Here is a 23,239-nt window from a genome sequence, read left to right on the forward strand (position 1 = left end):
CTGAAAGGCTGTATGCTTCATAGTGGCATCACCCCTTTGATCTGCACGGTTTTAGAAATAGACACAAATACGATTGCAGCTGATATTGTGGACATCGATATCCAGATCATAAATCGATTTAAGAACGTCTGATTGGATGATATCTTCGGTAGGACCTTCAGCGACGATTCTGCCATCTTTCATTGCCACGATGCGATCTGAATACACAGAAGCGAAATTGATGTCATGGATGACAAGCAGGATCGTCTTGCCAAAATCCTCCACAAGCTTCCGGAGCAGCTTCATCATCTGAACAGCATGCTTCATATCCAGATTATTCAGCGGCTCATCAAGCAGGATATAATCGGTATCCTGTGCCAGGACCATCGCGATGAATGCTCGCTGCTTCTGACCTCCGCTGAGTTCATTCAGATATTTATCTTCCATTTCATCCAGATTCACATAACTGATGGCTTCCGAGACCTTCTGTTCATCTTCGTCCGTAAGGCGCCCGCTGGAATAAGGGAACCGCCCAAAGCTCACTAGCTCCCGGACAGTCAATCTCATCTGGACGACATTGGACTGACGCAGAATGGCAATCGTCTTTGCCAGATCTTTGCTTTTTTGTTTATGAACATCCTTACCATCAAGATAGACGATGCCATCATCTTGTTTCAGCAAGCGGCTTACCATCGAAAGCAAGGTACTTTTCCCGGCACCGTTCGGACCGATGAAACTAGTGACCGCCCCGCGCTTAACTTCGATGGAAACATCCTGGATGACTTTCTTCGATCCAAAAAACTTGGAAAGCTTTTCTGCAACGATCATATTTTTTTACTCTCCTTTACTAATAAGTAGATGAAGTAAATGCCACCGACAAAGTTGATGATGACACTGATTGGTGTGGTGAAGGAAAATATCCTTTCCACTACGAGCTGACCGCCGATCAATGCAATCACACTGAGCAGACTCGCTGCTATCAGCAAGTACGTATGCCGGAATGTCTGGAGAAATTCCCGTGCCAGATTGGCAGTCAGCAATCCAAGGAAAGTGATTGGCCCGACCAAAGCCGTGGATACGGCAACAAGCACCGCTACCGCCAAGAACATCCGTTTAACGATCTTTTCGTATGGCACGCCCAAATTCACCGCATGATCACGTCCCATCGACATGACATCAAAATAGTGCCGATAACGGAATATGTACATACAAAGCAAGACGATGACCACTGCAGAGATTAGCAGAAGGTCTGTGTTCACATTGGTGAAACTTGCGAACATGCTGTCCTGGATCAAAAGGAATTCATTCGGATCGATGATCATCTGCATGAACGACGATAGACTGCTGAAAAAAGTACCCAGCACCAATCCGACCAACAGCAAGAGGAACAGATTATTATGTCCTTTGCGGAACAGCAGCTGATAAAGTCCAAATGCAAAACCGACCATCAGTAATATAGTAAGGAAGAAATACGCATCACTCTGCATGATGACGAATGTTCCCGAACCGAATAAGAAAACGACGATGGTTTGAATGAACATATACACACTGTCGAGACCCATGATGCTCGGCGTCAGTATCCTGTTATGTGTTATCGTCTGGAACACAACAGTGGAAACCCCGATGGAGACAGCACATAAAATCATGGCCAGGATTTTCTCCAGCCTTGTGCGCAACAGGTACTCCATCGCCTGGAAATTCATATGGATGAAAAGATACAGGGCAGCTAAAGACAATGCGATAACGGTGAGAAAGACAATTTTTCGCTTAAGCATAGGCGTTCCTCCTCAAAAGCATATAAAGGAAGATTCCTGTACCAATGACGCCAACCATGAGCCCCACCGAGATTTCATAAGGATAGATGATCAAGCGTCCTGCGATATCGCATAGAAGCAGGAAGGCTGCACCAAGGAAGGCTGTATGCCAGATGCTGTTTTTCAGATTGTCGCCGCGATACATGCTTACGATATTCGGAACGATCAATCCGAGGAATGGTATGACACCGACCGTCAGGATGACTGCTGCCGTGATGATGGCCACAATGATCAATCCGACATTCACAACGTATTTATAAGGAAGACCCAGATTTGTGGCGAAGTCTTCTCCCATACCAGCGACTGTGAACATATTGGCAAATAAGAAAGCGATGATCAAAAGCGGCACACTTATGTAAAGGAGTTCGTAACGCCCTTGCATGATCAAAGAAAAATCTCCTTGAAGCCAGGAAGACATATTTTGGACGAGATCAAACTTTAGTGCAAAGAATGTCGCAATCGAACTGACCACATTTCCCAGCATGATTCCGACAAGCGGGATAAAAATGGTATCCTTCTGCTTCAGCCTCTGCAGGATGCCCATGAAGAGCAATGTGCCGAATAATGCAAAGCCAGCAGCGATACACATCTTCCAAATCGGGCTGGCATCGGTGAAGAACAGCAAGGAAACAAGAATCCCCAGTCTCGCCCAGTCCATCGTCCCCGCAGTCGTAGGTGATACGAATTTGTTTTGCGTCAGCTGCTGCATGATCAGCCCGCATATGCTGAGACTCACACCTGCCATGACAATGCTGAGCATCCTCGGTAGCCTGCTGATCATCACGATATGCCAAGCCTCTTCATCCATATTCCACAAAGCAGAAAACGACACGTTTTCCACTCCGACAAACAGGGAACAAACAGCTAATGTAACAGTAATAAGAAACAAGTAAATTAACTTCATAAGCGTAAACCTCTTTGGCAGCATCGGTGATACTGATATTCATTATCAATTAGATTCTAGACTTAGTATATTAAATGGAAAAAGACTAGTCAATAGGATATTCGGACTGCCGAAAAAAGAAGTTAACATACAAACTATAATTAGGAGTGTATACATGCTACCGCTATTGAATAAAGAAGACATCCGTCCCGATAACCAACAGCTTCCCGAATGGGCACTTGAAGCATACCAGCCTTTTGCAGACACAGTCGCCAAAAAAGATTTCCCTTGCTATTTTGGTATCGCAGCCCAGAAGAAAGGCGACTTGCGCTACGGTTTTGTGCCACACGACAACTGGGATGGCGCGCTTCATATCATCAATGATTTCACAACATTGATGCATACACAGGAGAAAGCTGTCCGCAGAGGCCTCTTCCTTTTCTTTGAACCAGAGAAAGAGGAAAAGGATTTGGAATATTACCGGGATTATTTCTGGAATTTCCTGCAGCAGCTCCATGAAGTGGACGACATCGCATGGCCAGCTGACCGACCGCGGGATCCGGAACATTTCCTTTTTGATTATCATATCGGTGGAGAGGCTTATTTCTTATTTGGAAATGCACCCGCATATAAACAGCGCATCACACGTGACTTGGGCCCTTCCTTGGTCATCGGTTTGCAGCCCCGCAGTATATTTGACGGTCTTGAAGGAGACAAGCCTGCGGGGACGAAATCGCGCGGCTCTGTCCGTGATCGTGTGGAAAAATGGGACCAGCTGCCGAAACACCCCGACATCGGACATTTCGGCGATCATACCCACAACGAATGGAAACAATATTTCATCGGGGATGATGCCGAACCAATAAAGGGAGGATGCCCTTTCCATCATAAGGAGCTAAAGCATACATAACCTTCTCTTTCCGGGCAGATACTACGTAAGATCTGTTTTGGAAAGGAGGTCTATGAATCATGCCGAACCCAGATAATCGCGCAGATAACGCGGAGCGTATCGAGGATACGATCCAGCACACCCTGCAAAACGTCCATCAAACAGAGGATTTCGTCAAAGCGAACAGTGAGCATTTGACAGATGAAGAAATCTCATTCCTGAAAGAAAAAAACGACCGACGAGCTGCCAGTGTCGACAGCCTGCGTCATGAGCTGAAAGAAGAAGCAAATTACCAGCAGCAAAAAGACAAATAAGAAGGTCCGCCATGTGGCGGACCTTCTTATTTAATGCATTTGATTCATAGTGGCTGTTGTATCATAGCTCTGCATCATGGCTGCCATGTCACTCGGCTGCAGCTGTGGTACTTGGTAATAATGATGTTTGTTCTGATACAAGAAAATCTCATAGCTCATCTCGATCAGGTTCGGGATCGAATCTGCCACTACCCTTCTTGCAACCGGGTTGGTGATTTCACAAGCACCTCGCGCACCCATCGTAGCCAAGCTTTTCATCTGTGTCAGCAAATACGTGGAAACACATTCATCCGTCACCTCATTCGCGGATGCAATCGGCTTTTTGGGCTGTGAAGGTTTTACGCCATATACGACATCATTACTTTGCTGCATACTATAGGAAGTAGTCGGAACTGTCGGATCCTGTCCAGTCTTGAAAGATTCCACCAGCGTGTTATAAGTCTGGGTCAGGAATTCTCCCTGATGCTGTGCAATTGCCTTCAGTTCCGGATCTTGAATGAACTGCTGGAAGATCTTATTCTGATCCAAGGCAGAAATCATTCCTGTAAGGAGTTCATGGGTATCAAAAATCTCATGGCCGCCATGGTTTTGCTTGCCATGTAAGATAGTCGGCTGATTTGTCTGTGCAGTCTGCATGTTGTTTTCCAAAGTGATTACCCCCTATGAAATGTCGTGCTCTGTTAGTATGGCGTGCCGCTTGTTCACTTATGACCGGTTATTTATGCCTTTTCGCTACACGGGCATCGGCTGCATCGGAACGAGCCTGAGCCTCCAGATCATCCACGTCTGCTTCCTCTTGGGAAAATGAGATATCTTTTCCGTCTCCATCCAAATCGGTGTATCTCATATAATAATCTTCCAAAGACTTATCTTTGTCATTCATCGGCTTTTCCTCCTTAACGGTGCTTCAGATTTTCTTCCGCCATCCGTACGAGTTCACGGACCATGTTACCGCCGATACTGCCGCCAGTCTTTCCATTTTCCCGGCTTGTTGCATTGCCAAGATCACCGGCTTGTTCTGTATGATAAGGCAAGTTGGCTTCCCGAATAATTTGATGCTTCAGCTGAACCAGACCTTCCCGCGCTTCGGGAACCAAAATGCGATTGCGTCTTGTCATCGGTAATGCCCAAGCGTATGCGCATCTCCCGAATCACCTTCGTAGTCAGCGCGCACATGTTTCTTATTCGGATCCTGTTCATCACGATTGGCTGTAAGGCCTTCTTCCATGCCAGGCTGATACGTATCATCTATCCAGATTCCGCCATCCACTCGATGTTTGTTCATGATGTCTCTCCTCCTTTCCGCATTAGTTTCTGTCTTTTGCGTCATAATATGAAAGGCACTTCTAGCCAAAAAAAAAGAACCCTGCACAAGACAGGGATCAGTTGATGATCAAGAAAATCACGATTACGATCGCCAAGGCAATGCGGTAGAAAGCGAACGGAACGAGTTTGTATTTGGAAATGATCTTTAAGAATGTGCGGATGGCAATCAATGCAAAAACAAACGCGCTGATGAATCCGACGATAAAGAATGGAATCACATCAGGTGTGAAAGCATGCAAGTGATTGCGCAATGACACTAGACTTGCACCAGCCATGATCGGTACCGCCATGATGAAAGTGAAGTCCGATGCGACGCGGTGATTCAAACCGAGGATTACACCGCCGGAGATCGTTGCTCCGGAACGGGAAAAGCCAGGCCAAAGTGAAATACATTGGAATAACCCGATCAGGAATGCCTTTTTGTACGTAAGACCATCCAATGAATCGATTGTATTTGTTTTCTTCGATGATACTTTATCCGCAAAGATCATGAACAATGCACCTACAACCAATGCGACGATAACGTACCACACAGAAAATAGATACTTATCGATCAAATCATCGAACAATAGTCCAAGAACACCTGCCGGCAGCAATCCGACGATGACGATGCCAAGATTGAATTTATTCTTCTTCCCAGGCATTGTCTCTTCTTTGCCCTGCAATTTGCGAATGCCTAAAATTTGCATGAACTTGTCCCAAAATACAATGACAGAAGCCAAGATACTGCCAAGCTGAATCACAATGATGAATGTATTCGCCACTTCATCGTTGAACAACTCATGAATTTTCAGCCACATGTCATCGACGATGATCAAGTGACCTGTGGATGAAACCGGGGCAAACTCTGTCAGCCCCTCAACCAGCCCCATGATCAAGGCCGAAAAGAATTCAATGATACTCATTTCATTACTCCCCTAGCTACTTTTTTTCTTTTTATTCCTTCTGATGAACCAAATGACAAACAGTACGATAAGAATCGCCAATACGACGATGACTACATCCTGGTAATATCCAAGATATGTTTCCACTGTTGTCCAGGACTCACCGAGCCACATACCAAGCAACACTAATACTGTATTCCAAATCAGTGTCCCTAATGTCGTGAAAATAAGGAACAAAGGGAAATTCATATTGGACATCCCGGCTGGTATGGAAATCAAACTCCGGATTACCGGTACAAAACGGCATAGGAAGATTGTCCACACGCCATACTTATCGAACCAAGCATCTGCTTTATGTATGTCTTCTTTTTTAATGCGCAAAATATGTCCCCAGCGGCCCACGATTTTCTCCAGACGTTCGACATCCAGGAGAAGCCCGATACCATAGAGGATAATGGCTCCAATGACTGCACCGATCGTCGCAGCGATGATGACACCGACTGCCGTGACACTATCGGAAGTAGTTGTAAGGAAGCCGCCGAACAGCAGGATGATTTCTGAAGGAATCGGCGGGAATACGTTTTCCCCTGCCATCAGCAATACAATCGCAAAATAACCGAATTGTTCCATAAACTGCGTTATCCAATTATCCATTTCACAACTCCAAACGTAAATTATTTACCAAATCATTATAGCATCCTGCAGTAAAAAAAGTGGAATTTTTTACGGATAATTAACATTCTAGCAGACCATCCCACAGAGGTTAATAGAAACAGAGACTCAGTTTTGATTGGGCTCAGGTCCTAGAGCCGCATTGTCGCAACTTCCCCTTAACCTGTGATATAGTCTATAGGAAGAAACTGATTATTGTATATAAGGGGGAATACGATGAAAATCGTGACTATCGAGCCTACCCCAAGTCCATATTCGATGAAGATCGTAGTGGATGACATGCTGCCGATGGGCAGTAGTTTCGATTATAAAAAAGAAACGTCAACATCCGCCGATCCCGACTATATTCAGGCTCTGTTCCAAATAGACGGTGTCAAAGGCCTTTATCGCGTTGCTGATTTCATTGCATTGGAACGGAGTCCGAAAACTGCCTGGGAAAACATACTGCCTGCTGTCCGGGCAGCACTCGGTGAGGATGCCCAAGATGATGCAGCGGCATCAGGAACAGAGGCGCCGCAATATGGGCAGGTGGATGTCCACATTCAAACCATTCATGGTATTCCGATGCAAATAAAGCTTCTATATGATGAGCAGGAGCAGCGAATCGGTCTGCCGGCTTCGTTCACAGAAGCAGCAATGGATGCAGCAGGAGACGATAATATCGTTTTCGCCCGAAAATGGGAAGAACAATATCCGCGCTATGGCGACCCCGAGCAAGTCGGTCAGGATATATATGAAGAATTGCTCGCCAGTTACAGCCCTAATCGGCTGCAGGAACTTGTGCAGCGCGCTAAAAATCCCAAAGCCCCTCCGGCTAAACTGGAGCAGCCGACGATGCAGATTTGGGAAGAGGAAGACTGGCGCGTGCGTTACCGGGCATTGGATGCGCTGGAACCGAGTGTTGACCACCTCGCATTTTTGGAAAGAGCGCTGCAAGATCCCAAAACTTCCATACGTAGGCTGGCAACAGCTTATCTGGGCATGATAGAAGATCGCGCTGTACTGCCTCTCCTCTATCGCGCCTTGCAAGACAAAGTGGTGACAGTCCGCCGCACAGCTGGCGACTGCCTTTCCGACCTTGGCTTCAAGGAAGCAGCACCGGCCATGGAAGCGACACTTGCCGATCCGAATCGGATTGTCCGCTGGCGGGCAGCGATGTTCCTTTATGAACTCGGTGATAGCGACAGCTTGCCTGTCCTTGAAAAAGCAGCAAGGCAGGAGAAGGAATTTGAAGTGAAGCTGCAGCTGAATATGGCCATCGAGCGCATTGCCGGCGGCGAAGAAGCAAAAGGATCTGTCTGGAAACAAATGACGGAAGCAGCAAAATTAAAGGAGGAAAAATAAATGAATGCATATGAAGAATACATGCGCGGTATCGTCCAGCCGATGAGGGACGAATTGACACAGGCTGGATTTCAGGAATTGACGGATGCCGAACAAGTAGAAAATTATGTGAAGCAAGCAAAAGGCAGCACATTGGTAGTTGTCAATTCCGTTTGCGGCTGTGCAGCCGGTCTTGCCCGTCCAGCTGTGCGTGAAAGCTTGCAAAACGCAAAGAAACCGGAACATCTCGTCACGGTATTTGCAGGACAGGATAAAGAAGCGACAGAACATATGCGGACATTCTTCACAAATCAGCCGCCTTCTTCTCCTTCCATCGCATTGATGCAAGATGGGGAACTGGTCCATTTCATCCCGCGTGAACAAATTGAAGGTTATGACGTGGAAGAAATCGTAGAGAATCTGACAACCGCCTATAATAACCATCTGTAAGAGCTGCTGACGCAGCTCTTTTTCATTTGCAGTCAGCTGGCAACAGTCATTGCACCTCCATCCTGCGCGAATTATATTTCATTGTTGCAAAAAGCGTTATGAAATCAAATAATGTGACGCTTTCTGCTTGTTTATATAGTAAACTAATCTAAAAACGCGAAGGGACATTCATGAAGCAAATTAACGATTTCGATAAACATCATCAGTCCATATTATCGTACAGGCTAAAACTGAGTTCCATAACCTTGCTAGCTGGCTACCCGCTATTCTTACTTGCGGATATATCCATGTTCAGAACGCTCGATAACCCGTCATATGTCCTTCCATTGGCATTCGTCCATCTATTAGGCATGCTGATGTCTGTTTGCTATCTCCTATTCTTTCAAAAATTGCACTTAAGCGCCCTAAGCTGCACTTATAACATGCTGTTTATCGCCCAAGGTGCGTTCTCTTCCTTTAACAGCTACCAGCAAGAAGGGAATATGTATGCTTATTTGATCATTCTGCTTGCCTGTGCTGCACTTTTACCAATTAAGCCTTTGCTCTATTTCCTTTTAGCAGGAACAGTACATATTTTGTTACTCAGCGGATTATACATTTATTTTCCAGATGCTTTGACTATCATCATGCTTATCAACGTTACAGGCGGAATGATAGTGAGTGCTTTGATCAATCTCAGTTTCTATCACTACTTGAGAAAAGACTACAGCAGTCAAATACAGCTCAAGGAAGAAAAGCGCAATTTTAAAAGCTTGTTCTTCGCCAATCCTCAGCCAGTTGTACTGATTTGCTTAAATACGGAAAATATCATTCTCTATAATAAACAAGCTGGTGAATTTTTCGGTATCAGCAGTGATAATATCACCAGCTTCTCCCTTTCCTTCTTCTTTCCTGATCAAGATGAACTGCAGCTATTGCTCGGACAGCTTAAGAACGAAGTGAAAATAGAGAATTACATAACGCACCATCAGGTTCACCATGCAAACTGGATGATGCTTAATTTTGAATTACTCAACTATAACAAGAAAGATGCGCTTTTGATCAGTGTGGCGGATGTGACCAATTTCAAGCGGATAGAACAAGAATTGCAGGAACACGCCAACCGCGATGCACTGACTGGTGTATTCAACAGACGTGCCGGGATCCAGTTCATCGAAAATCTCATCGAGCAGGGAAAACATCCATTCTGCCTCTGTTTTGTGGATGTGAATAATCTGAAGCAGGTGAATGACAGATATGGTCATAATGAGGGTGATCAGCTTATTCAGCTGATTGCATCCACAATCGTTTCCACCCTGAGAAAGGATGAATACCTTTTCCGCTATGGCGGGGATGAATTCATCATCCTCCTGCCAAAAAAAACACGCAGCCAGGCTGAGAAGTTCATTGTCATACTGAAGGATAAATTAACGTTGCTGGATGAAACAGAGATTAAACCCTATCCGATTTCCGCAAGTTTCGGTATCCATCACCAAGCACCAGATTCCACCCTGCCAGTATCAGAAATGATCAAGCTTGCCGACCAGGAAATGTATCGTGCAAAGCAGCAACAGAAACAGGTCCAATTCCAGTAATTGGACCTGTTTCCTTATTGAAAACCCTTTCATATTTTGCTAGACTATAACTAGCAAAAGGAGGGAATGCCAATGTGGAAAACTAATCTATATATTAATGGCTGTATAATCGGGTTTGCTTTAGTCACATGGGTGGCTTCTTTATAATTCATTATGAAAACGATATCATTTATATGCAGAAGGCAAATTGGCTGAATAGTCGTTTGCCTTCTTTTATGTTCATCGACAAAATATATTTATAATCATTATAATTAAGTATTGATTTTTAATAAAAACATGTTACTATATTGTTAGATTTACTAAACAATACATATTATGAGGTGATTTTCTTGGCAGATAAAAAATTGACTACAAGCTGGGGCGCTCCAGTCGGCGATAACCAGAATTCACAAACAGCTGGCTCCCGCGGCCCGACACTGATCCAGGATGTGCATTTGCTTGAGAAGCTTGCACACTTTAACCGTGAACGCGTTCCTGAACGTGTTGTACACGCTAAAGGTGCCGGTGCACATGGCTACTTTGAAGTCACCAATGATGTTTCCAACTATACAAAAGCAGCCTTCCTTTCTGAAGTCGGCAAAAAAACAGACATGTTCATCCGTTTCTCCACTGTAGCTGGTGAGCTTGGTTCTGCTGATACGGTACGCGACCCACGTGGATTTGCTGTTAAATTTTATACAGAAGAAGGCAACTATGATCTAGTCGGAAACAATACACCTGTATTCTTCATCCGCGATGCGATCAAGTTCCCGGACTTCATCCATACACAAAAAAGACATCCGCAAACACATTTGAAAAATCCAGACGCAGTATGGGATTTCTGGTCACTATCTCCAGAGAGCCTGCACCAAGTCACAATCCTTATGTCTGACCGCGGGATACCAGCGACATTGCGTAATATGCATGGTTTCGGTTCTCACACATTCAAATGGGTCAACGAACAAGGAGAAGGTTTCTGGGTGAAATATCACTTCAAGACACAGCAAGGCGTCAAGAACATGGATCCTGCTGTAGCTGCGAAAATTGCCGGTGAACATCCGGACTACCACACAGAAGATCTATTCAACGCAATCGAAAACGGTGATTTCCCTGAGTGGAAGCTTTATGTTCAAATCATGCCGCTTGAAGATGCAAACTCATACCGCTTCGATCCATTCGATGTGACAAAAGTTTGGTCTCAAAAAGATTACCCGTTGATCGAAGTTGGACGCATGGTATTGAACCGCAACCCAGAGAACTACTTTGCGGAAGTGGAGCAAGCTACTTTCTCTCCAGGAACGCTTGTACCAGGTATCGAAGTATCTCCTGACAAGATGCTTCAAGGTCGTCTGTTCGCTTACCATGATGCTCACCGTTACCGTGTAGGTGCCAACCACCAGGCACTTCCGATCAACCGTGCGCGCAACGAAGTGAATAATTACCAGCGCGACGGTCAGATGCGTTTCGACAACAATGGCGGCAGCGGTGTTTACTACGAGCCAAACAGTGTTGCAGGAACACCAAAAGAAGATCCAGCAAGCAAGATGGCGCCATTTGAGGTGTCCGGCCAAGCGGATAGTGTCGGTTATGATGAGAACGACCACTATACACAGCCCGGAGATCTTTACCGTCTGATGACTGCTGACGAAAAAAGTCGCCTTGTACAGAACTTCGTTGATGCAATGAAGCCTGTTACAAGAAAAGAAATTCTGGAACGCCAAGTGGCTCATATCTTCAAAGCAGATAAAGAATGGGGTCAGCGTGTAGCTGACGGTCTTGGAATCAAGCTTCCACAGGAAGTCTAATCCAAGATACAAATAAAGGATAGATGAACAGTGATGTTCGTCTATCCTTTTTCTTTTTCGCATTCCGTTAACACTGCCAATAAGTGATTCAATACCAGGACTGCTTCTTCCCTTTGCCTAAAATATGCCGTAGTGAACCTGATCATTTCAATTTCCTGCCTCGCTTCATCAACTGCTGCTGCATAGTGAACGCACACGTCACATCCGGTCAATTTTTCTTCAAGTTCTTTTAGCGATATTTCATTTTCTTTATAGTTTGTACATATCAGCTTTATTTCGTATACATCATCTTTTATCGGCTTCCACACGGAATCTTTCTTATCGCTAGCATTCGGTTTTCTGGTATACTGCAAAACACTTTTTTCACAAGCCCCAAAGTCCTTATAATTCTTCTGAGCCCTTATCAGAGAAACGGTATTGGCACCGCCATCTTCATAAGCATGTTCTTTTTGGTAAGGATCATCTTCCCAAAAACAAATGGGACATATATCATATGAACCATCAGTCTCCAAGGTTTTAAATCCGCAGCACGGACATGTATACGCAAGCAATCAATCACCTCACTTATTACCAGCTTCATATAAAAAAAGCGCATCACAGATCAACGTGATGCGCTGCTTACTCATTATTCTTTGGAATCCCCGATGATCCGCACTTCGCGATGCAAACTCACATCGAATTTCTCTTTCACTGTCTTTTGTACATGCTTGATCAAGTTAATGTAATCCGACGCAGTACCATTATCGACATTCACCATGAAACCAGCATGCTTACCTGATACCTCGACACCGCCGATGCGAGTCAGCTGCAGTCCGGCATCCATGATCAGCTTGCCTGCAAAATGACCTGGCGGGCGCTGGAAAACACTGCCGCATGATGGGTACTCCAGCGGCTGCTTCGATTCACGAAGGAATGTCAGTTCATCCATCTTCGCTTTGATTGCCGTTTGGTCCCCTTTTTCAAGTGCGAATGTAGCCTCGACCGCAATGTAGTTATTGTTCTGCAAGACACTTGTGCGATAACCAAGCTCCAGCTCTTCACTGGTCATTACTTTTCGTTCACCAGTATCCGTGATGACAACGATCTGTTCGAGAACATCCTTCACTTCTCCGCCATACGCACCAGCATTCATATACAATGCTCCGCCAATCGATCCCGGAATGCCGCAAGCAAATTCCAAGCCACTCAAACTGGCATCAAGTGCCACCCGGGAAACATCGATGATCGCAGCTCCTGATTGGGCTGTAATTTTGTTATCCTCAACTTTCACTTCATTCATCTTTGTCAAAATGATCACCACACCGCGCAATCCGCCATCTCGTATGATCACATTGGATGCATTGCCGAGGATAGTCAGTGGTACATCATTTTCTTTTGTATACGCAACGATTTTTTCGATTTCCGAATAACTTCTCGGAAAGACGAGCACATCCGCTTTCCCGCCGACCTTCGTATAGGTATAGTCCGCGAGTGGTGCATCCATACGTACATCGATAGCATCTACAAATTGCTTTATGTCTTTCTCAAGCGTGTTCACATTCATCATATAATCCCTCATTACTGTATTAGCCGCCGCAAATGAGCGTGCCCCAACCTGTATTGTATACCACATTTCACATACGTGACAATGCCCTTATTTACCCGGTGGGCCAGACACCTATAGTTTATGCACAAAATACATAAATGTATCTATTACAGCTTGGTGCAATGGCCGGCAATTATTTGATATTGATCACCCATCAGCTGCCACACACGCGTATAAATGAAATCGCCATCGATTTTCTCATCGCCTGCCTGCCCCATCAAATGAATACGGGAAATCGTGACAGCTCCGTCCTTTGTCGGTTTGATTTGGAGATCTTTACATGATACTTCCGTAAAACGGACAGCAAGTGTCCGATGCGCCTCCAAATCCATTTCCTTTGTCAGATACATGCCTTCATGATTGACGAAGACAAGATCGTCATGTATGAGTGTGTCCAAAAGGAAAATATCACGCGTCTGCATGGCTTCCCGGATTTCTTTCTCCAGCAGCTCGAATTGGTGTTGATCTGAGGATTCATTTGCCTGTTCGACTTGTTCAGGTGCTGCCTCTTCCACTTCTTGTTCAATGGGTTCCGGACGATAACGATCCTCTGATTGTCCTATTGATTCAATCTTCACGATATGAGCCGTTGCAATATGTACATCCCCAATCACCACAAAAGCTTTCGTAAGCATGCCTTGGCTGTTGGTAATATGACCGATTATCTGCTCTTCAGGCGCGGATGTTGTGATAGTTTCCCCGTTGGATAATGTAAGTATTGTTTTTGTCATTGCTTTCAACCTCGTTTAATTTATTTTATCGTAGCTCAATTGTATCGTTCCAAGATCACATAAGAAAGATATATGATCCCAGCAAGCGTTATTTTGACTAAAACAACATGGGAACGGAAAAGCTATTCCTGTTGAATGGGAGGTGTGTAAGATGCATGATGATACACGTGAATACCGAACCGGACAAGGCGTCCCGCAAACCGGCATCTATAATTGTCAGTCAGGTGAAAGAGTTGAAATCAAAGAAAATGATGTATTTCCGCGCTGCCCGATGAAGAATGAGGAAACGACGTGGATAAGAGAAGAATCATAGCAATACGTGCAGGTTTTCTTCTCTGCACGTATTTTTATATTTCTATCTGCCATAAAACTAGTTCATCGCAATACTTACTTTTCCACTTACATGCCCATCAGTGAAATAGTGAAAAGCTTCCCGGATATCGGACAGCGCATACGTCCGATCGATCACCGGCAGGAGACAGCCTGTTTCTGCGATCACCTTCAATTCCTCAAGGTCCTCCTGCTTTGGTCTATGCAGGAAGCTGGCGATTTGTTTTCCTCCAGACCTCGAATGCAAGGGACTTGCCAGCATCACTTGTGTTAATTGAGTAACCGAACCGCCAACATGCACGAATCGGCCACCAGATTTCAAGGCTCGTTTGTATACAGATAGCGGCTGAGAGCCGTTCACACCTATTATCAAATCATACTGCTTTGTCTCTTTCGAAAAATCCGTAACCGTATAATCGATGACATGATCGGCACCGATATTCATTAAAAGATCTTTATGCTTCGTACTGCAAACAGCTGTTACTTCTGCTCCAAAGTATTTCGCAAGCTGGACCAGGAAAGTACCTACACCTCCAGATGCACCATAAAGCAATACCTTCTCCCCTGACTCTAGCTGTCCTTTGTCACGCAAAGCCTGCAGAGCTGTCACCCCAGCCATCGGCAAAGCAGCAGCTTCTGCAAAAGACAAGCTCTCCGGCTTCCATGTAAGTGCATGTGCAGGAACTGGAGCATACTCGGCAAATGCTCCCCATCCGCTTCCCGACAGATCCCCGAATACAGTATTGCCTGGCTTGAATTGCGTCACCTTATTGCCGACAGCTTCGATCACTCCTGAGAAATCCCCACCGGGTACGGTGAATTTCGGCTTTCTTATCCCAAAGGCAACACGCGCAACAAAAGGTTTGCCGCTCAGAAGCACCAAATTCCCCCGATTGATAGAGGATGCATGAATCTTCACCAACACTTCTTCCGCTTTCGGCACAGGCTTTTCCACGTCCGTGTACTGCAGGACATCTGGCGGACCGTATTTATTGTACGTTATCGCTTTCATCACTTCACCTCTATGTAATCAGCATCAACCCGGAATCAGTCTCTTTACTATATTGCATTTTGGGAAATTCCAGACTAACCTAAAGAAAAATAAGTTAATTTAATACCTGGAATTAACAAACATCTGTTTCCTAAATGCTCTGACCTTGTTTTTTAACACACCAAAAAAGCCGATTCCCTTTTAGAGAATCGACCTTTGATTTGAGCCTATCAAAGCGTAACGATGATCGGACCATTCTTGGAAAGAATGATTGTATGTTCTATTTGTGCAACATAGCTTCTTTCCGTAGCATACGTCCAGTCATCATCTTTTTGATACACTTCTTCTTCTGAAGTCGAGATGAACGGTTCGAAGGCGATGACCATGCCTTCTTTCAGTAATTCATCATCCCAAGTATCTTTGTAATTGTAAATATGATCTGGCGCTTCATGGATCGTACGGCCGATACCGTGACCTGTAAGGTTTTTGATGACCGTTAAATCATTTTGTCTTGCAGTTTGGAATACAGCTCTTCCGATACCGCTTTTCTTGGAGCCTGGTTTTGCTTTTTGCAGACCAGCTTCGAATGCTTCTTTAGCAACTTCACACACCTTTTTCTTCATTTCATCGCCTTCACCAACAACAAATGAGATGCCTGTATCAGCGAAATAACCATGCTTGGAACCAGAAACGTCTACATTCACCAAATCGCCTTCTTGGATGACACGGCTTCCCGGAATGCCATGTGCCACTTCATCATTCACGCTGATGCAAGTATGACCCGGGAAATCATATTCACTTTTAGGAGCTGAAACAGCACCTTCTTTCTCAAACATATTTCCTGCTAGATCATCCAATTCTTTTGTCGTGATGCCAGGTATGGTTTTTTGTACCAATTCATCCCTGATTGAACCGACGATCCTACCAATTTCTTTCAACCCGTTAAAATCTTCTTCTGTTTTTGCAATCATATATTTTACCTCCCGATCTTATATCATCCATCAACTATAAATGTTATATCGCGGATATAGCAAGCTTTGTAAGATTATTTGAATGGCCCCCTTTTGCAGAGACAGCACGTCATTTACGAAGCTAGTGCTTTAAGACATCCGTACATTCACCTATAAAATAAAGCGGAATTTACCATAAAGGCAAACTAGTTACTTAAAACATAAAGTAGCCAATAATTTAACTAATTAATGGCCAAATTCCTAAAAAAACTATCTATAATTAAAACATTGCCAATAAAAGTGAATCGCAAATTTGCCGACATTATATATTATACCATTTAGTTTCCTTGCGTAATTCAAATAACCACTAACTTATAATGTATTTCCTATATGATACGTTATATATGATTTCACTCAATGAAATGTTTTACTTAAACCAAAGAAACCTCTTTATTTTATAAATGAGGTTTCTGGTCTTGATCTACCCAAGTTATCCCGTCCCAAGAAATAAAGATTAAAGGGTGAATAGCTAGATTCTCCACTTCACATCATCAATTATATTCATCATAATGACGCTGTGTTATGACCCCCAACTCTAATGCACGGAGTGGGTGGACAAGGAACGCAGGGCTTATTGCATAGAAACAGTAACTAAGAAGATAGATGAAGCCGAAAAAGTAAACTGCGTCTGTACTTGTCACTAATGTAACGTGTAAGATAATTGTTCCGACAAAGCCAAGGACAACTATTCCTAAAACGTAATACAAAATAAAGGGATTGGTTTCTTTATCTTCCCTAGCACTCTTTCCATTTAGCACCAAGGATAAGTTTTTCACGGTTGATAAACCCGACCACAAATGTAACAATATGAAATAAAATCGTTAACCATCCTACCCAGTGCCCCCAGATAATACTAAAGAGCGGAACAGCTCCATATACTGACCACATCGTCAACATCACAAACACATTAATACCATTCAGGTGAACACCACTGTACCCGTACTTTAGCCAAAGGATATAAAGTAAAAGAAAAACGAATGGAAGCGATAGTAAATTACCAAGAAAAATCTTCAAACTTTCTGTTACAGCACCCATAAGCGCAGCCATAATGATGCCAAAAAGTGCAACGGCTACTATATTCGTATCAAAGATTGGTATTCTACCTTTTCTCAAATGAATTCCTCCTCTGACTATTGTTGTTATTTGTTAAATGGTTACTTGTTTGGAAAATGCATTTCAGTATACGATAATGTGTAAATTAAGTTTCATATAATAGAATAAATAGGTAAAAGGAAGCAGAGGGACGGTTCTTTTGCTTTCCAAAGACCTTAACTATAATCATCTTGCTTTTATCCATTTCCAACAATATTTCCAAATTGAAATATAGATTCGACATACAATCGGAGGTCAGAGGAATTCACGGATTCAGAAAAAACATAAAAGTTTATAGTATTTTATCATTCGAAAAATAATCCAAATATTTTTATTTATATTATCGCTTTTAATATTAAGGGGATTTTAGGATTCCACTTTTTTTGTTGTCTATTAAAATCCACACACATAAAGTTGTATAAATTTAAAGCATAAACCTGTCAAACAAAAATAAAGCAAAAGCTTGCCAATTAGGCAAGCTTTTGCTTTAAGTAACAAAACTCATGCTTTATGTCCATCCGTATGTAAGGATGGAGACGGTGGGAGTCGAACCCACGTCCAAAGATAACGGCACTCAGGCATCTACGTGTGTATTCGCTATATTATGATTCGCACACGCTTCGGCCTAACGACAGGCTTTCAGCGAGGCTAGCTTGATTGTCTTCTTCCGATTATCCGCAAGCCGAGAATAATGGCGTAGCCCACTTAAGTTTGAGACCCTCGAATCTGCCACATGGGCGATGGCAGCAAGGATCCTCCAGTGCTACTTACGCAGCTGCTAGAGAGTAGTTGTTGTTAGTTTTGCCAGTTATATTTAGGCGTAACGTTTTACGAGCCGTAACCTCGACACGCAGCCTGAGCTCGAACTATCCCTGTCGAATCCGTAACGTCCCCATGATAATATGGGGGCTACAGGAGTAACCCGTTCACTTAGGATATAATCAAATCCCAGACAAGTTCCATTATATCATCTTTATCGAAAAACGCAAGTTTAGTAATCGCGATCGCGCATGGCACGGTCTACGTCGCGTTTCATTTGCTTTTGTTTCAAATCTTCACGTTTATCGTATTTCTTTTTCCCTTTTCCGACACCAAGCAGGATTTTTGCAAAACCGTCTTTGATGTACAGCTTGATCGGTACTAAAGAATAACCTTGCTGCTGCGTTTGGCCGATCAATTTGTCGATCTGCTTGCGATGCAATAACAGCTTCCTTGTCCGTGTCGGGTCATGATTGAACCTGTTTCCTTGTTCATAAGGCGAAATATGCATATTGATGATACGGACCTCGCCGCGGTCGATCCGGGCAAAGCTATCTTTTAAATTCACTCGGCCGGCACGGATCGATTTGATTTCGGTACCTTGCAACACGATACCGGCCTCCATCGTCTCTTCGATTGCATAGTCGAAATTAGCCTTTTTATTCTGTGCGAGTACTTTCCCTTGTCCCTTAGCCATTGACTTCTTCCTCCTAACTACGAGCTTTATTTTATCAGAAATTGTATGATAATCCTAACGATTCATATACTGAAACGGGTAAACTCAAGTGAACCCGAACGATTGGAGTGTACATAGATGACAAACATCAGACAATTGACGATAGATGATCATCAAGCCGTGCTTGCTATGCAAACAGGCATCAAGGATGATTATGTGCTGAACATTTTCCCGCAGCTGATTGAAAACCCAGCCCAAATGTTGTTCGGGCTGATAGCGGAAGAAGAAATCGCCGCAGTGGCAGGCGTTTACCGTTTACCAAACGGAAACGGCATTTTAGGCAGATTACGCAGCGATATCCGCTATCATTCCAAAGGTAATGCCACAGCATTGCTTAAGCACATCATCGCAGCATGCGAACAAGACTCCACGATGAACTGGCTTGGTGCCATCACACGCAATTCCAACCTTCCTGCCCAGCGAGTGCTGGACAAGCTGGAAATACATTATGAAAGCCGCTTCATCAGCTTGCTGATGGAGCATCCTGAAAAAGCGTACATCCCTTCTGCAGAAACATGGCAGCTCATTGTAGATACAGACGAGAAGCGAGCGGCAATCGAACAAGCAGCTCAGGAAACAAAGACAGCTTTTTATCCGTATGAAGCATACTTTCCTATCCCTTACACTGCGGCCGTATTGGAAGATGACTACCTGGAGAAGTTGACTGTCTTCCGCTCTCCTGATGGAACACGTCTCATGAGTATACAAGAGGATTATAAAGGCAGGGACATCGCTCAAATCCAGTATTTCTGGCCGGATGTGTTCGAGCAGGACGGCTTATGGGCGACGGTATTCCATTACTTGCAGCAGTCGGAAAAACAGCTTACCCCGCAACTGGATGTTTCCCCCGGGAATGCATCAAGTATCCCTGCATTTCTCAAGGAAAGCTTTATGGAAGATGACGATCCATGGCTCATTTATGGAAGATATATCAGATGATAAACGCCCCGACTCATCACGTCGGGGCGTTTTCTTATGGCCGTTTTCTTGTGTTACGTTTTTTACTCTTCTTTCCTCTAGTCGGCGGTTTCCGCTTGCCTTTGTTTTTCGGCGGACGATGATCACCAGGCTTGTTCTTTTTATCCGCTTTGATGATTGTCGGGCGGTCGCGATTTTCACGCGGCTTGCGCGGCTTCATTCCAACCACTTCAAAGTCGATGACGCGCTCTTCGATATTGACCTTCACGACACGGACAGTGATTTCATCTCCGATACGGAATTGATTGCCGGTTCTTTCTCCGATCATGGCATATCGCTTGTCATCAAAGTGATAGAAATCATCCGTCAGGTAACTGACGTGCACAAGACCTTCAATTGTATTTGGCAGCTCGACGAACAAACCGAATCCTGTGACGGAGCTGATGACACCATCAAATTCCTCACCGATTTTATCTTGCATGAATTCAGCTTTCTTCAGATCATCCGTTTCGCGTTCGGCATCGACAGCAGCACGTTCACGTTCCGAAGATTGCCTTGCGATTTCAGGCATGCGTTCTTTCCAGTGATCTTGCGTCTTTTTATCAAGCTGATTATTGACGATATACGTACGGATCAATCGGTGCACGATCAAATCCGGATAGCGGCGGATCGGTGACGTGAAATGGGTATAAAACTTCGTTGCCAGACCAAAGTGTCCCAAGCTTTGCGGATCATATTTCGCCTGCTGCATCGAGCGCAGCATCAGACGGTTGATGATCATCTCTTCCTGTGTGCCTCTCACACGCTCGACGATTTTCTGCAGTGTTTGCGGGTGGATATCAGAAGATGACCCTCTCACCGTATACCCTAAGCTCGTAATGAACTCAAAGAAATTCTGCAGTTTATCGGGATCTGGATCAGTATGGATCCGGTGAATGGCCGGTACGTCCATCCAATGGAAATGCTCCGCAACGGTTTCGTTGGCCGCAAGCATGAATTCCTCGATCAGCTTCTCCGCAACCGAGCGCTCCCGGAGGACGATATCCATCGCTTTTCCTTCTTCATCGACTGCAACTCTTGCTTCAGGGAAATCGAAATCGATCGCTCCCCTGTCCATCCGTTTTTTCCGGAGTATCGCCGCTAGGTCTTCCATATGCTGGAACATCGGAACAAGACTTTCATACCGATTTTTCAGTTCCTTGTCATCTTCCAGCAAAATCCGGTTCACATCACCGTATGTCATCCGTTCATTCGTCTTGATGACACTTTGGTAAATCTCATGCTCCACGACTTCTCCCTGTGGTGTGATTTGCATATCACAAGTCAATGTAAGCCGATCCACTTGCGGATTCAAGGAGCAGATGCCGTTGGATAGGCGATGCGGAATCATCGGGATCACCCGGTCGACCAAATACACACTTGTCGCTCTTTCCAATGCCTCTTCATCGATCGGGGAACCTTCTTCCACATAATAAGACACATCTGCAATCGAAACGACAAGTCGGTAATTTCCGTTTTCCAAACGGCTGACAGCAACGGCATCATCCAGATCTTTTGCGTCCGCACCATCAATTGTCACGGTCATCATATCCCTAAGATCACGGCGATTTTCAATTTCCGCAGGATCGATCGTATCCGGTGTGTTTGCCGCTTGTTCCAACACTTCCGGCGGGAATTCCGTTGCAATACCGTGCTTATAGATGATGGAAAGGATATCGATACCCGGGTCGTTCTTATGTCCAAGAATCCGGATGACTTCACCTTCGGCACTCATGCGCCCTTCCGGATACTTCGTGATCCGGACGATGACTTTATGGCCGTCCGTCGCTCCGCCAGAAGCTCCGCGCGGTATGAAGATATCATTCGGGATCCGTTTATCGTCTGCGATAAGGAATCCGAAGCGTCCATTGTCCTCATATGTACCGACAACTTCCGCTATGGCACGCTCGATGATCCGGACAACTTGTCCTTCACGGCGTTGGCCGCCCTCGGCTTGATTTTCGATCCGTACCAGTACCACATCATTATTCATGGCAGATTGGAGATCGGAATAATGAAGATATACATCATCTATACCTTCTTCGTCCGGGATGAGGAAAGCAAATCCTTTTGCATGCATCTGGATCTTACCTCGCACCAAATTAAGCTTCTCAGGTAATCCGAAGCGGTTGCTTCTCGTCCTGACTAACTGCCCTTGTGTTTCCAGTTCATTGAGCGCTTTGACAAGAACTGTGAATTCACTTGCTTCATCAAGTTCTAGTTGCTGTTCTATTTCTTCCACTGTTAATGGCTTTTCGGCATTCTCTTTAAAATAAGCCAATATCTTCTGCTTGATCTCGTCCATTATTGCTTCACCTTCTTTTCGGCTTTTTTCATCTAGTATGAACTATTCCCAGTCAAGTGATTCGAGAAACTGATACACATCTTCATGCAGCTGCTCTTTTTCTTTTCCCATTGTAATGACATGGGAAGAGTTTTCATACCACTTGATATCCTTGAATTCCGATTCTGCGTTTTCATATATAAAGTTGGCACTTTCGGTATTGATCATCTGGTCCTCTGTTGCTTGCACAACGAAAAGCGGCGCATAGATTTCATCGACATGTTTACTCACATCGGTGATGAATGCTCCGAGACGCTTAAACATATCCGCAGTTGCTGGCGCATCCATCAGTTCCGTCAATTCCTGTTCTATCGCCTGATTGTCTTTGCCTTGCAGCTGTTTATGTTGTCTTGCATAGAGCTTGAATCCTTTGTTCAATTGCGTTTCATTATCGAAGAACATTGGTGAACACATCGTGACCACGCCTTTTACCGGATAAGAGTATGCAAGCTTCAAGCTCAGCACTCCGCCCAGCGACAAACCAGCTACAGCGATTTTCTCATATCCTTCATCTTTTAGATGCTGGTAGGCCGCCTGCACGTCTTCCCACCATTCATCCGAGCTGGAAGCAACGATATCATCCGGCGTCTTTCCGTGTCCCCGGTAAATCGGCGCATGCGCAGTATATCCTTTGCCAGCGAGAAAACGTCCCATCATCCGCACATCAGCCGAGTGACCCGTGAAACCATGCAGCAGCAGAACAGCGCGATCTCCTTTCCCCTCGAATGTGAACGGCTCTGGCTGTTTCATTGTAACCATATGTATCTCCCCTGTTATACCTATTTATATAGTAGATTTCCGGACTAGTTTTC

At 44.5% G+C, this 23,239-nt stretch carries 25 protein-coding genes, 1 other RNA gene and 1 pseudogene; 8 read left to right on the top strand and 19 right to left on the bottom strand.

The features are described from left to right. Positions 1 to 51: 51 nt before the first annotated feature. The 3 genes from SFC66_RS00555 to SFC66_RS00565 are packed head-to-tail and all read right to left on the bottom strand — an operon-like array spanning position 52 to position 2,697. Positions 52 to 807, bottom strand: coding sequence for an iron ABC transporter ATP-binding protein (locus SFC66_RS00555; protein ID WP_411216761.1), 756 nt, complete (start codon positions 805 to 807; stop codon positions 52 to 54). After that, positions 804 to 1,754 carry an iron chelate uptake ABC transporter family permease subunit gene (locus SFC66_RS00560; RefSeq protein ID WP_411216762.1) on the bottom strand — a complete coding sequence of 317 codons (951 nt, stop codon included), beginning with the start codon at positions 1,752 to 1,754 and terminating at the stop codon, positions 804 to 806. The genes SFC66_RS00555 and SFC66_RS00560 overlap by 4 nt, the downstream gene beginning before the upstream one ends. After that, entirely contained in the window at positions 1,747 to 2,697 is a 951-nt protein-coding gene (locus SFC66_RS00565; RefSeq protein WP_411216763.1) for an ABC transporter permease, read from the bottom strand. Before SFC66_RS00565 ends, SFC66_RS00560 begins: the two co-directional genes overlap by 8 nt. A gap of 154 nt (positions 2,698 to 2,851) precedes the next feature. Between SFC66_RS00565 and SFC66_RS00570 the strand changes: the two genes are divergently transcribed. Together SFC66_RS00570 and tlp are read left to right on the top strand one after the other, a co-directional pair. Further along, the gene (locus tag SFC66_RS00570; RefSeq protein WP_411216764.1) at positions 2,852 to 3,586 is read left to right on the top strand and encodes a YqcI/YcgG family protein; all 735 of its coding nucleotides are present in this window, start codon (positions 2,852 to 2,854) and stop codon (positions 3,584 to 3,586) included. A 59-nt stretch (positions 3,587 to 3,645) separates the two neighbouring features. Continuing rightward, entirely contained in the window at positions 3,646 to 3,879 is a 234-nt protein-coding gene (gene tlp / locus SFC66_RS00575) for a small acid-soluble spore protein Tlp (RefSeq protein ID WP_411216765.1), read from the top strand. A gap of 30 nt (positions 3,880 to 3,909) precedes the next feature. Here the strand turns inward: tlp and SFC66_RS00580 are convergent, their stop codons facing one another. The 6 genes from SFC66_RS00580 to SFC66_RS00605 all read right to left on the bottom strand — a co-directional run bounded on the left by SFC66_RS00580 (position 3,910) and on the right by SFC66_RS00605 (position 6,743). Continuing rightward, positions 3,910 to 4,527 (bottom strand): spore coat protein, encoded by a 618-nt coding sequence (locus SFC66_RS00580; protein ID WP_411216766.1) that lies wholly within the window; start codon positions 4,525 to 4,527, stop codon positions 3,910 to 3,912. Positions 4,528 to 4,594: 67 nt separating this feature from the next. Then, positions 4,595 to 4,726, bottom strand: coding sequence for a YfhD family protein (locus SFC66_RS00585; RefSeq protein ID WP_084160843.1), 132 nt, complete (start codon positions 4,724 to 4,726; stop codon positions 4,595 to 4,597). 49 nt (positions 4,727 to 4,775) lie between these two features. Continuing rightward, on the bottom strand, positions 4,776 to 4,997 hold the full coding sequence (locus tag SFC66_RS00590) for an alpha/beta-type small acid-soluble spore protein (protein WP_411216767.1): 222 nt from the start codon (positions 4,995 to 4,997) through the stop codon (positions 4,776 to 4,778). Next, entirely contained in the window at positions 4,994 to 5,164 is a 171-nt protein-coding gene (locus SFC66_RS00595) for a hypothetical protein (RefSeq protein ID WP_411216768.1), read from the bottom strand. Before SFC66_RS00595 ends, SFC66_RS00590 begins: the two co-directional genes overlap by 4 nt. 97 nt (positions 5,165 to 5,261) lie before the next feature. Next, positions 5,262 to 6,110, bottom strand: a complete 849-nt coding sequence (locus tag SFC66_RS00600; RefSeq protein ID WP_411216769.1) for an undecaprenyl-diphosphate phosphatase — start codon at positions 6,108 to 6,110, stop codon at positions 5,262 to 5,264. A 12-nt stretch (positions 6,111 to 6,122) separates the two neighbouring features. After that, positions 6,123 to 6,743 carry a DedA family protein gene (locus tag SFC66_RS00605; protein WP_095229355.1) on the bottom strand — a complete coding sequence of 207 codons (621 nt, stop codon included), beginning with the start codon at positions 6,741 to 6,743 and terminating at the stop codon, positions 6,123 to 6,125. Between the two features lie 234 nt (positions 6,744 to 6,977). Here SFC66_RS00605 and SFC66_RS00610 point away from each other — a divergent pair, with 234 nt between their 5' ends. The 4 genes from SFC66_RS00610 to katA all read left to right on the top strand — a co-directional run bounded on the left by SFC66_RS00610 (position 6,978) and on the right by katA (position 11,892). After that, positions 6,978 to 8,105: a conserved virulence factor C family protein gene (locus SFC66_RS00610; RefSeq protein ID WP_411216770.1), complete on the top strand. Its 1,128-nt coding sequence runs from the start codon at positions 6,978 to 6,980 to the stop codon at positions 8,103 to 8,105. Further along, positions 8,106 to 8,534, top strand: a complete 429-nt coding sequence (locus SFC66_RS00615) for a BrxA/BrxB family bacilliredoxin (RefSeq protein ID WP_411216771.1) — start codon at positions 8,106 to 8,108, stop codon at positions 8,532 to 8,534. Between the two features lie 170 nt (positions 8,535 to 8,704). Continuing rightward, positions 8,705 to 10,108, top strand: a complete 1,404-nt coding sequence (locus tag SFC66_RS00620; protein WP_411216772.1) for a sensor domain-containing diguanylate cyclase — start codon at positions 8,705 to 8,707, stop codon at positions 10,106 to 10,108. A 329-nt stretch (positions 10,109 to 10,437) separates the two neighbouring features. Beyond that, positions 10,438 to 11,892, top strand: a complete 1,455-nt coding sequence (gene katA / locus SFC66_RS00625) for a catalase KatA (protein WP_411216773.1) — start codon at positions 10,438 to 10,440, stop codon at positions 11,890 to 11,892. 293 nt (positions 11,893 to 12,185) lie between these two features. Here the strand turns inward: katA and SFC66_RS00630 are convergent. The 3 genes and pseudogenes from SFC66_RS00630 to SFC66_RS00640 form a co-directional block, all read right to left on the bottom strand. Then, positions 12,186 to 12,443, bottom strand: a pseudogene (locus tag SFC66_RS00630) (CPCC family cysteine-rich protein); the annotation flags it as partial. A 74-nt stretch (positions 12,444 to 12,517) separates the two neighbouring features. After that, positions 12,518 to 13,435, bottom strand: coding sequence for a UDP-N-acetylmuramate dehydrogenase (gene murB / locus SFC66_RS00635; protein ID WP_411217722.1), 918 nt, complete (start codon positions 13,433 to 13,435; stop codon positions 12,518 to 12,520). A gap of 149 nt (positions 13,436 to 13,584) precedes the next feature. Further along, positions 13,585 to 14,208 (bottom strand): nuclear transport factor 2 family protein, encoded by a 624-nt coding sequence (locus SFC66_RS00640; RefSeq protein ID WP_411216774.1) that lies wholly within the window; start codon positions 14,206 to 14,208, stop codon positions 13,585 to 13,587. A 151-nt stretch (positions 14,209 to 14,359) separates the two neighbouring features. Here SFC66_RS00640 and SFC66_RS00645 point away from each other — a divergent pair, with 151 nt between their 5' ends. After that, entirely contained in the window at positions 14,360 to 14,521 is a 162-nt protein-coding gene (locus tag SFC66_RS00645) for a hypothetical protein (RefSeq protein ID WP_411216775.1), read from the top strand. A gap of 57 nt (positions 14,522 to 14,578) precedes the next feature. Here the strand turns inward: SFC66_RS00645 and SFC66_RS00650 are convergent, their stop codons facing one another. The 5 genes from SFC66_RS00650 to smpB all read right to left on the bottom strand — a co-directional run bounded on the left by SFC66_RS00650 (position 14,579) and on the right by smpB (position 19,087). Further along, positions 14,579 to 15,550, bottom strand: coding sequence for an NAD(P)-dependent alcohol dehydrogenase (locus SFC66_RS00650; protein ID WP_411216776.1), 972 nt, complete (start codon positions 15,548 to 15,550; stop codon positions 14,579 to 14,581). Positions 15,551 to 15,759: 209 nt separating this feature from the next. Continuing rightward, entirely contained in the window at positions 15,760 to 16,500 is a 741-nt protein-coding gene (map, locus tag SFC66_RS00655) for a type I methionyl aminopeptidase (protein ID WP_411216777.1), read from the bottom strand. A 774-nt stretch (positions 16,501 to 17,274) separates the two neighbouring features. Then, positions 17,275 to 17,652 (bottom strand): hypothetical protein, encoded by a 378-nt coding sequence (locus tag SFC66_RS00660; RefSeq protein ID WP_411216778.1) that lies wholly within the window; start codon positions 17,650 to 17,652, stop codon positions 17,275 to 17,277. Between the two features lie 507 nt (positions 17,653 to 18,159). Further along, positions 18,160 to 18,525: a transfer-messenger RNA gene (gene ssrA, locus SFC66_RS00665) on the bottom strand. Between the two features lie 97 nt (positions 18,526 to 18,622). Then, on the bottom strand, positions 18,623 to 19,087 hold the full coding sequence (gene smpB / locus SFC66_RS00670) for an SsrA-binding protein SmpB (protein ID WP_411216779.1): 465 nt from the start codon (positions 19,085 to 19,087) through the stop codon (positions 18,623 to 18,625). 117 nt (positions 19,088 to 19,204) lie between these two features. Here smpB and SFC66_RS00675 point away from each other — a divergent pair, with 117 nt between their 5' ends. Further along, positions 19,205 to 20,065: a GNAT family N-acetyltransferase gene (locus SFC66_RS00675; RefSeq protein WP_411216780.1), complete on the top strand. Its 861-nt coding sequence runs from the start codon at positions 19,205 to 19,207 to the stop codon at positions 20,063 to 20,065. Between the two features lie 34 nt (positions 20,066 to 20,099). On the opposite strand, the gene rnr is transcribed toward SFC66_RS00675, so the two are convergent. Both rnr and SFC66_RS00685 read right to left on the bottom strand, forming a co-directional pair. Then, positions 20,100 to 22,388 (bottom strand): ribonuclease R, encoded by a 2,289-nt coding sequence (gene rnr, locus SFC66_RS00680; RefSeq protein ID WP_411216781.1) that lies wholly within the window; start codon positions 22,386 to 22,388, stop codon positions 20,100 to 20,102. 42 nt (positions 22,389 to 22,430) lie between these two features. Then, positions 22,431 to 23,186, bottom strand: coding sequence for an alpha/beta hydrolase (locus SFC66_RS00685; RefSeq protein ID WP_411216782.1), 756 nt, complete (start codon positions 23,184 to 23,186; stop codon positions 22,431 to 22,433). Positions 23,187 to 23,239: the final 53 nt, after the last annotated feature.

The organism is Terribacillus saccharophilus (assembly GCF_046592895.1).
Taxonomy (GTDB): Bacteria; Bacillota; Bacilli; order Bacillales; family Amphibacillaceae; genus Terribacillus; species Terribacillus saccharophilus_D.

Excerpts from the sequence above, each read along its gene's own strand:
- SFC66_RS00555 (WP_411216761.1), bottom strand. The coding sequence starts at position 807 with ATGATCGTTGCAGAAAAGCTTTCCAAGTTTTTTGGATCGAAGAAAGTC.
- smpB (WP_411216779.1), bottom strand. The coding sequence starts at position 19,087 with ATGGCTAAGGGACAAGGGAAAGTACTCGCACAGAATAAAAAGGCTAAT.
- SFC66_RS00600 (WP_411216769.1), bottom strand. The coding sequence starts at position 6,110 with ATGAGTATCATTGAATTCTTTTCGGCCTTGATCATGGGGCTGGTTGAG.
- SFC66_RS00620 (WP_411216772.1), top strand. The coding sequence starts at position 8,705 with ATGAAGCAAATTAACGATTTCGATAAACATCATCAGTCCATATTATCG.
- SFC66_RS00585 (WP_084160843.1), bottom strand. The coding sequence starts at position 4,726 with ATGAGATACACCGATTTGGATGGAGACGGAAAAGATATCTCATTTTCC.
- SFC66_RS00565 (WP_411216763.1), bottom strand. The coding sequence starts at position 2,697 with ATGAAGTTAATTTACTTGTTTCTTATTACTGTTACATTAGCTGTTTGT.
- map (WP_411216777.1), bottom strand. The coding sequence starts at position 16,500 with ATGATTGCAAAAACAGAAGAAGATTTTAACGGGTTGAAAGAAATTGGT.
- SFC66_RS00610 (WP_411216770.1), top strand. The coding sequence starts at position 6,978 with ATGAAAATCGTGACTATCGAGCCTACCCCAAGTCCATATTCGATGAAG.
- SFC66_RS00560 (WP_411216762.1), bottom strand. The coding sequence starts at position 1,754 with ATGCTTAAGCGAAAAATTGTCTTTCTCACCGTTATCGCATTGTCTTTA.
- rnr (WP_411216781.1), bottom strand. The coding sequence starts at position 22,388 with ATGGACGAGATCAAGCAGAAGATATTGGCTTATTTTAAAGAGAATGCC.
- SFC66_RS00590 (WP_411216767.1), bottom strand. The coding sequence starts at position 4,997 with ATGACAAGACGCAATCGCATTTTGGTTCCCGAAGCGCGGGAAGGTCTG.
- SFC66_RS00685 (WP_411216782.1), bottom strand. The coding sequence starts at position 23,186 with ATGGTTACAATGAAACAGCCAGAGCCGTTCACATTCGAGGGGAAAGGA.
- SFC66_RS00615 (WP_411216771.1), top strand. The coding sequence starts at position 8,106 with ATGAATGCATATGAAGAATACATGCGCGGTATCGTCCAGCCGATGAGG.
- SFC66_RS00605 (WP_095229355.1), bottom strand. The coding sequence starts at position 6,743 with ATGGATAATTGGATAACGCAGTTTATGGAACAATTCGGTTATTTTGCG.
- SFC66_RS00595 (WP_411216768.1), bottom strand. The coding sequence starts at position 5,164 with ATGAACAAACATCGAGTGGATGGCGGAATCTGGATAGATGATACGTAT.
- tlp (WP_411216765.1), top strand. The coding sequence starts at position 3,646 with ATGCCGAACCCAGATAATCGCGCAGATAACGCGGAGCGTATCGAGGAT.
- SFC66_RS00645 (WP_411216775.1), top strand. The coding sequence starts at position 14,360 with ATGCATGATGATACACGTGAATACCGAACCGGACAAGGCGTCCCGCAA.
- SFC66_RS00675 (WP_411216780.1), top strand. The coding sequence starts at position 19,205 with ATGACAAACATCAGACAATTGACGATAGATGATCATCAAGCCGTGCTT.
- SFC66_RS00650 (WP_411216776.1), bottom strand. The coding sequence starts at position 15,550 with ATGAAAGCGATAACGTACAATAAATACGGTCCGCCAGATGTCCTGCAG.
- SFC66_RS00570 (WP_411216764.1), top strand. The coding sequence starts at position 2,852 with ATGCTACCGCTATTGAATAAAGAAGACATCCGTCCCGATAACCAACAG.
- SFC66_RS00640 (WP_411216774.1), bottom strand. The coding sequence starts at position 14,208 with ATGACAAAAACAATACTTACATTATCCAACGGGGAAACTATCACAACA.
- murB (WP_411217722.1), bottom strand. The coding sequence starts at position 13,435 with ATGAATGTGAACACGCTTGAGAAAGACATAAAGCAATTTGTAGATGCT.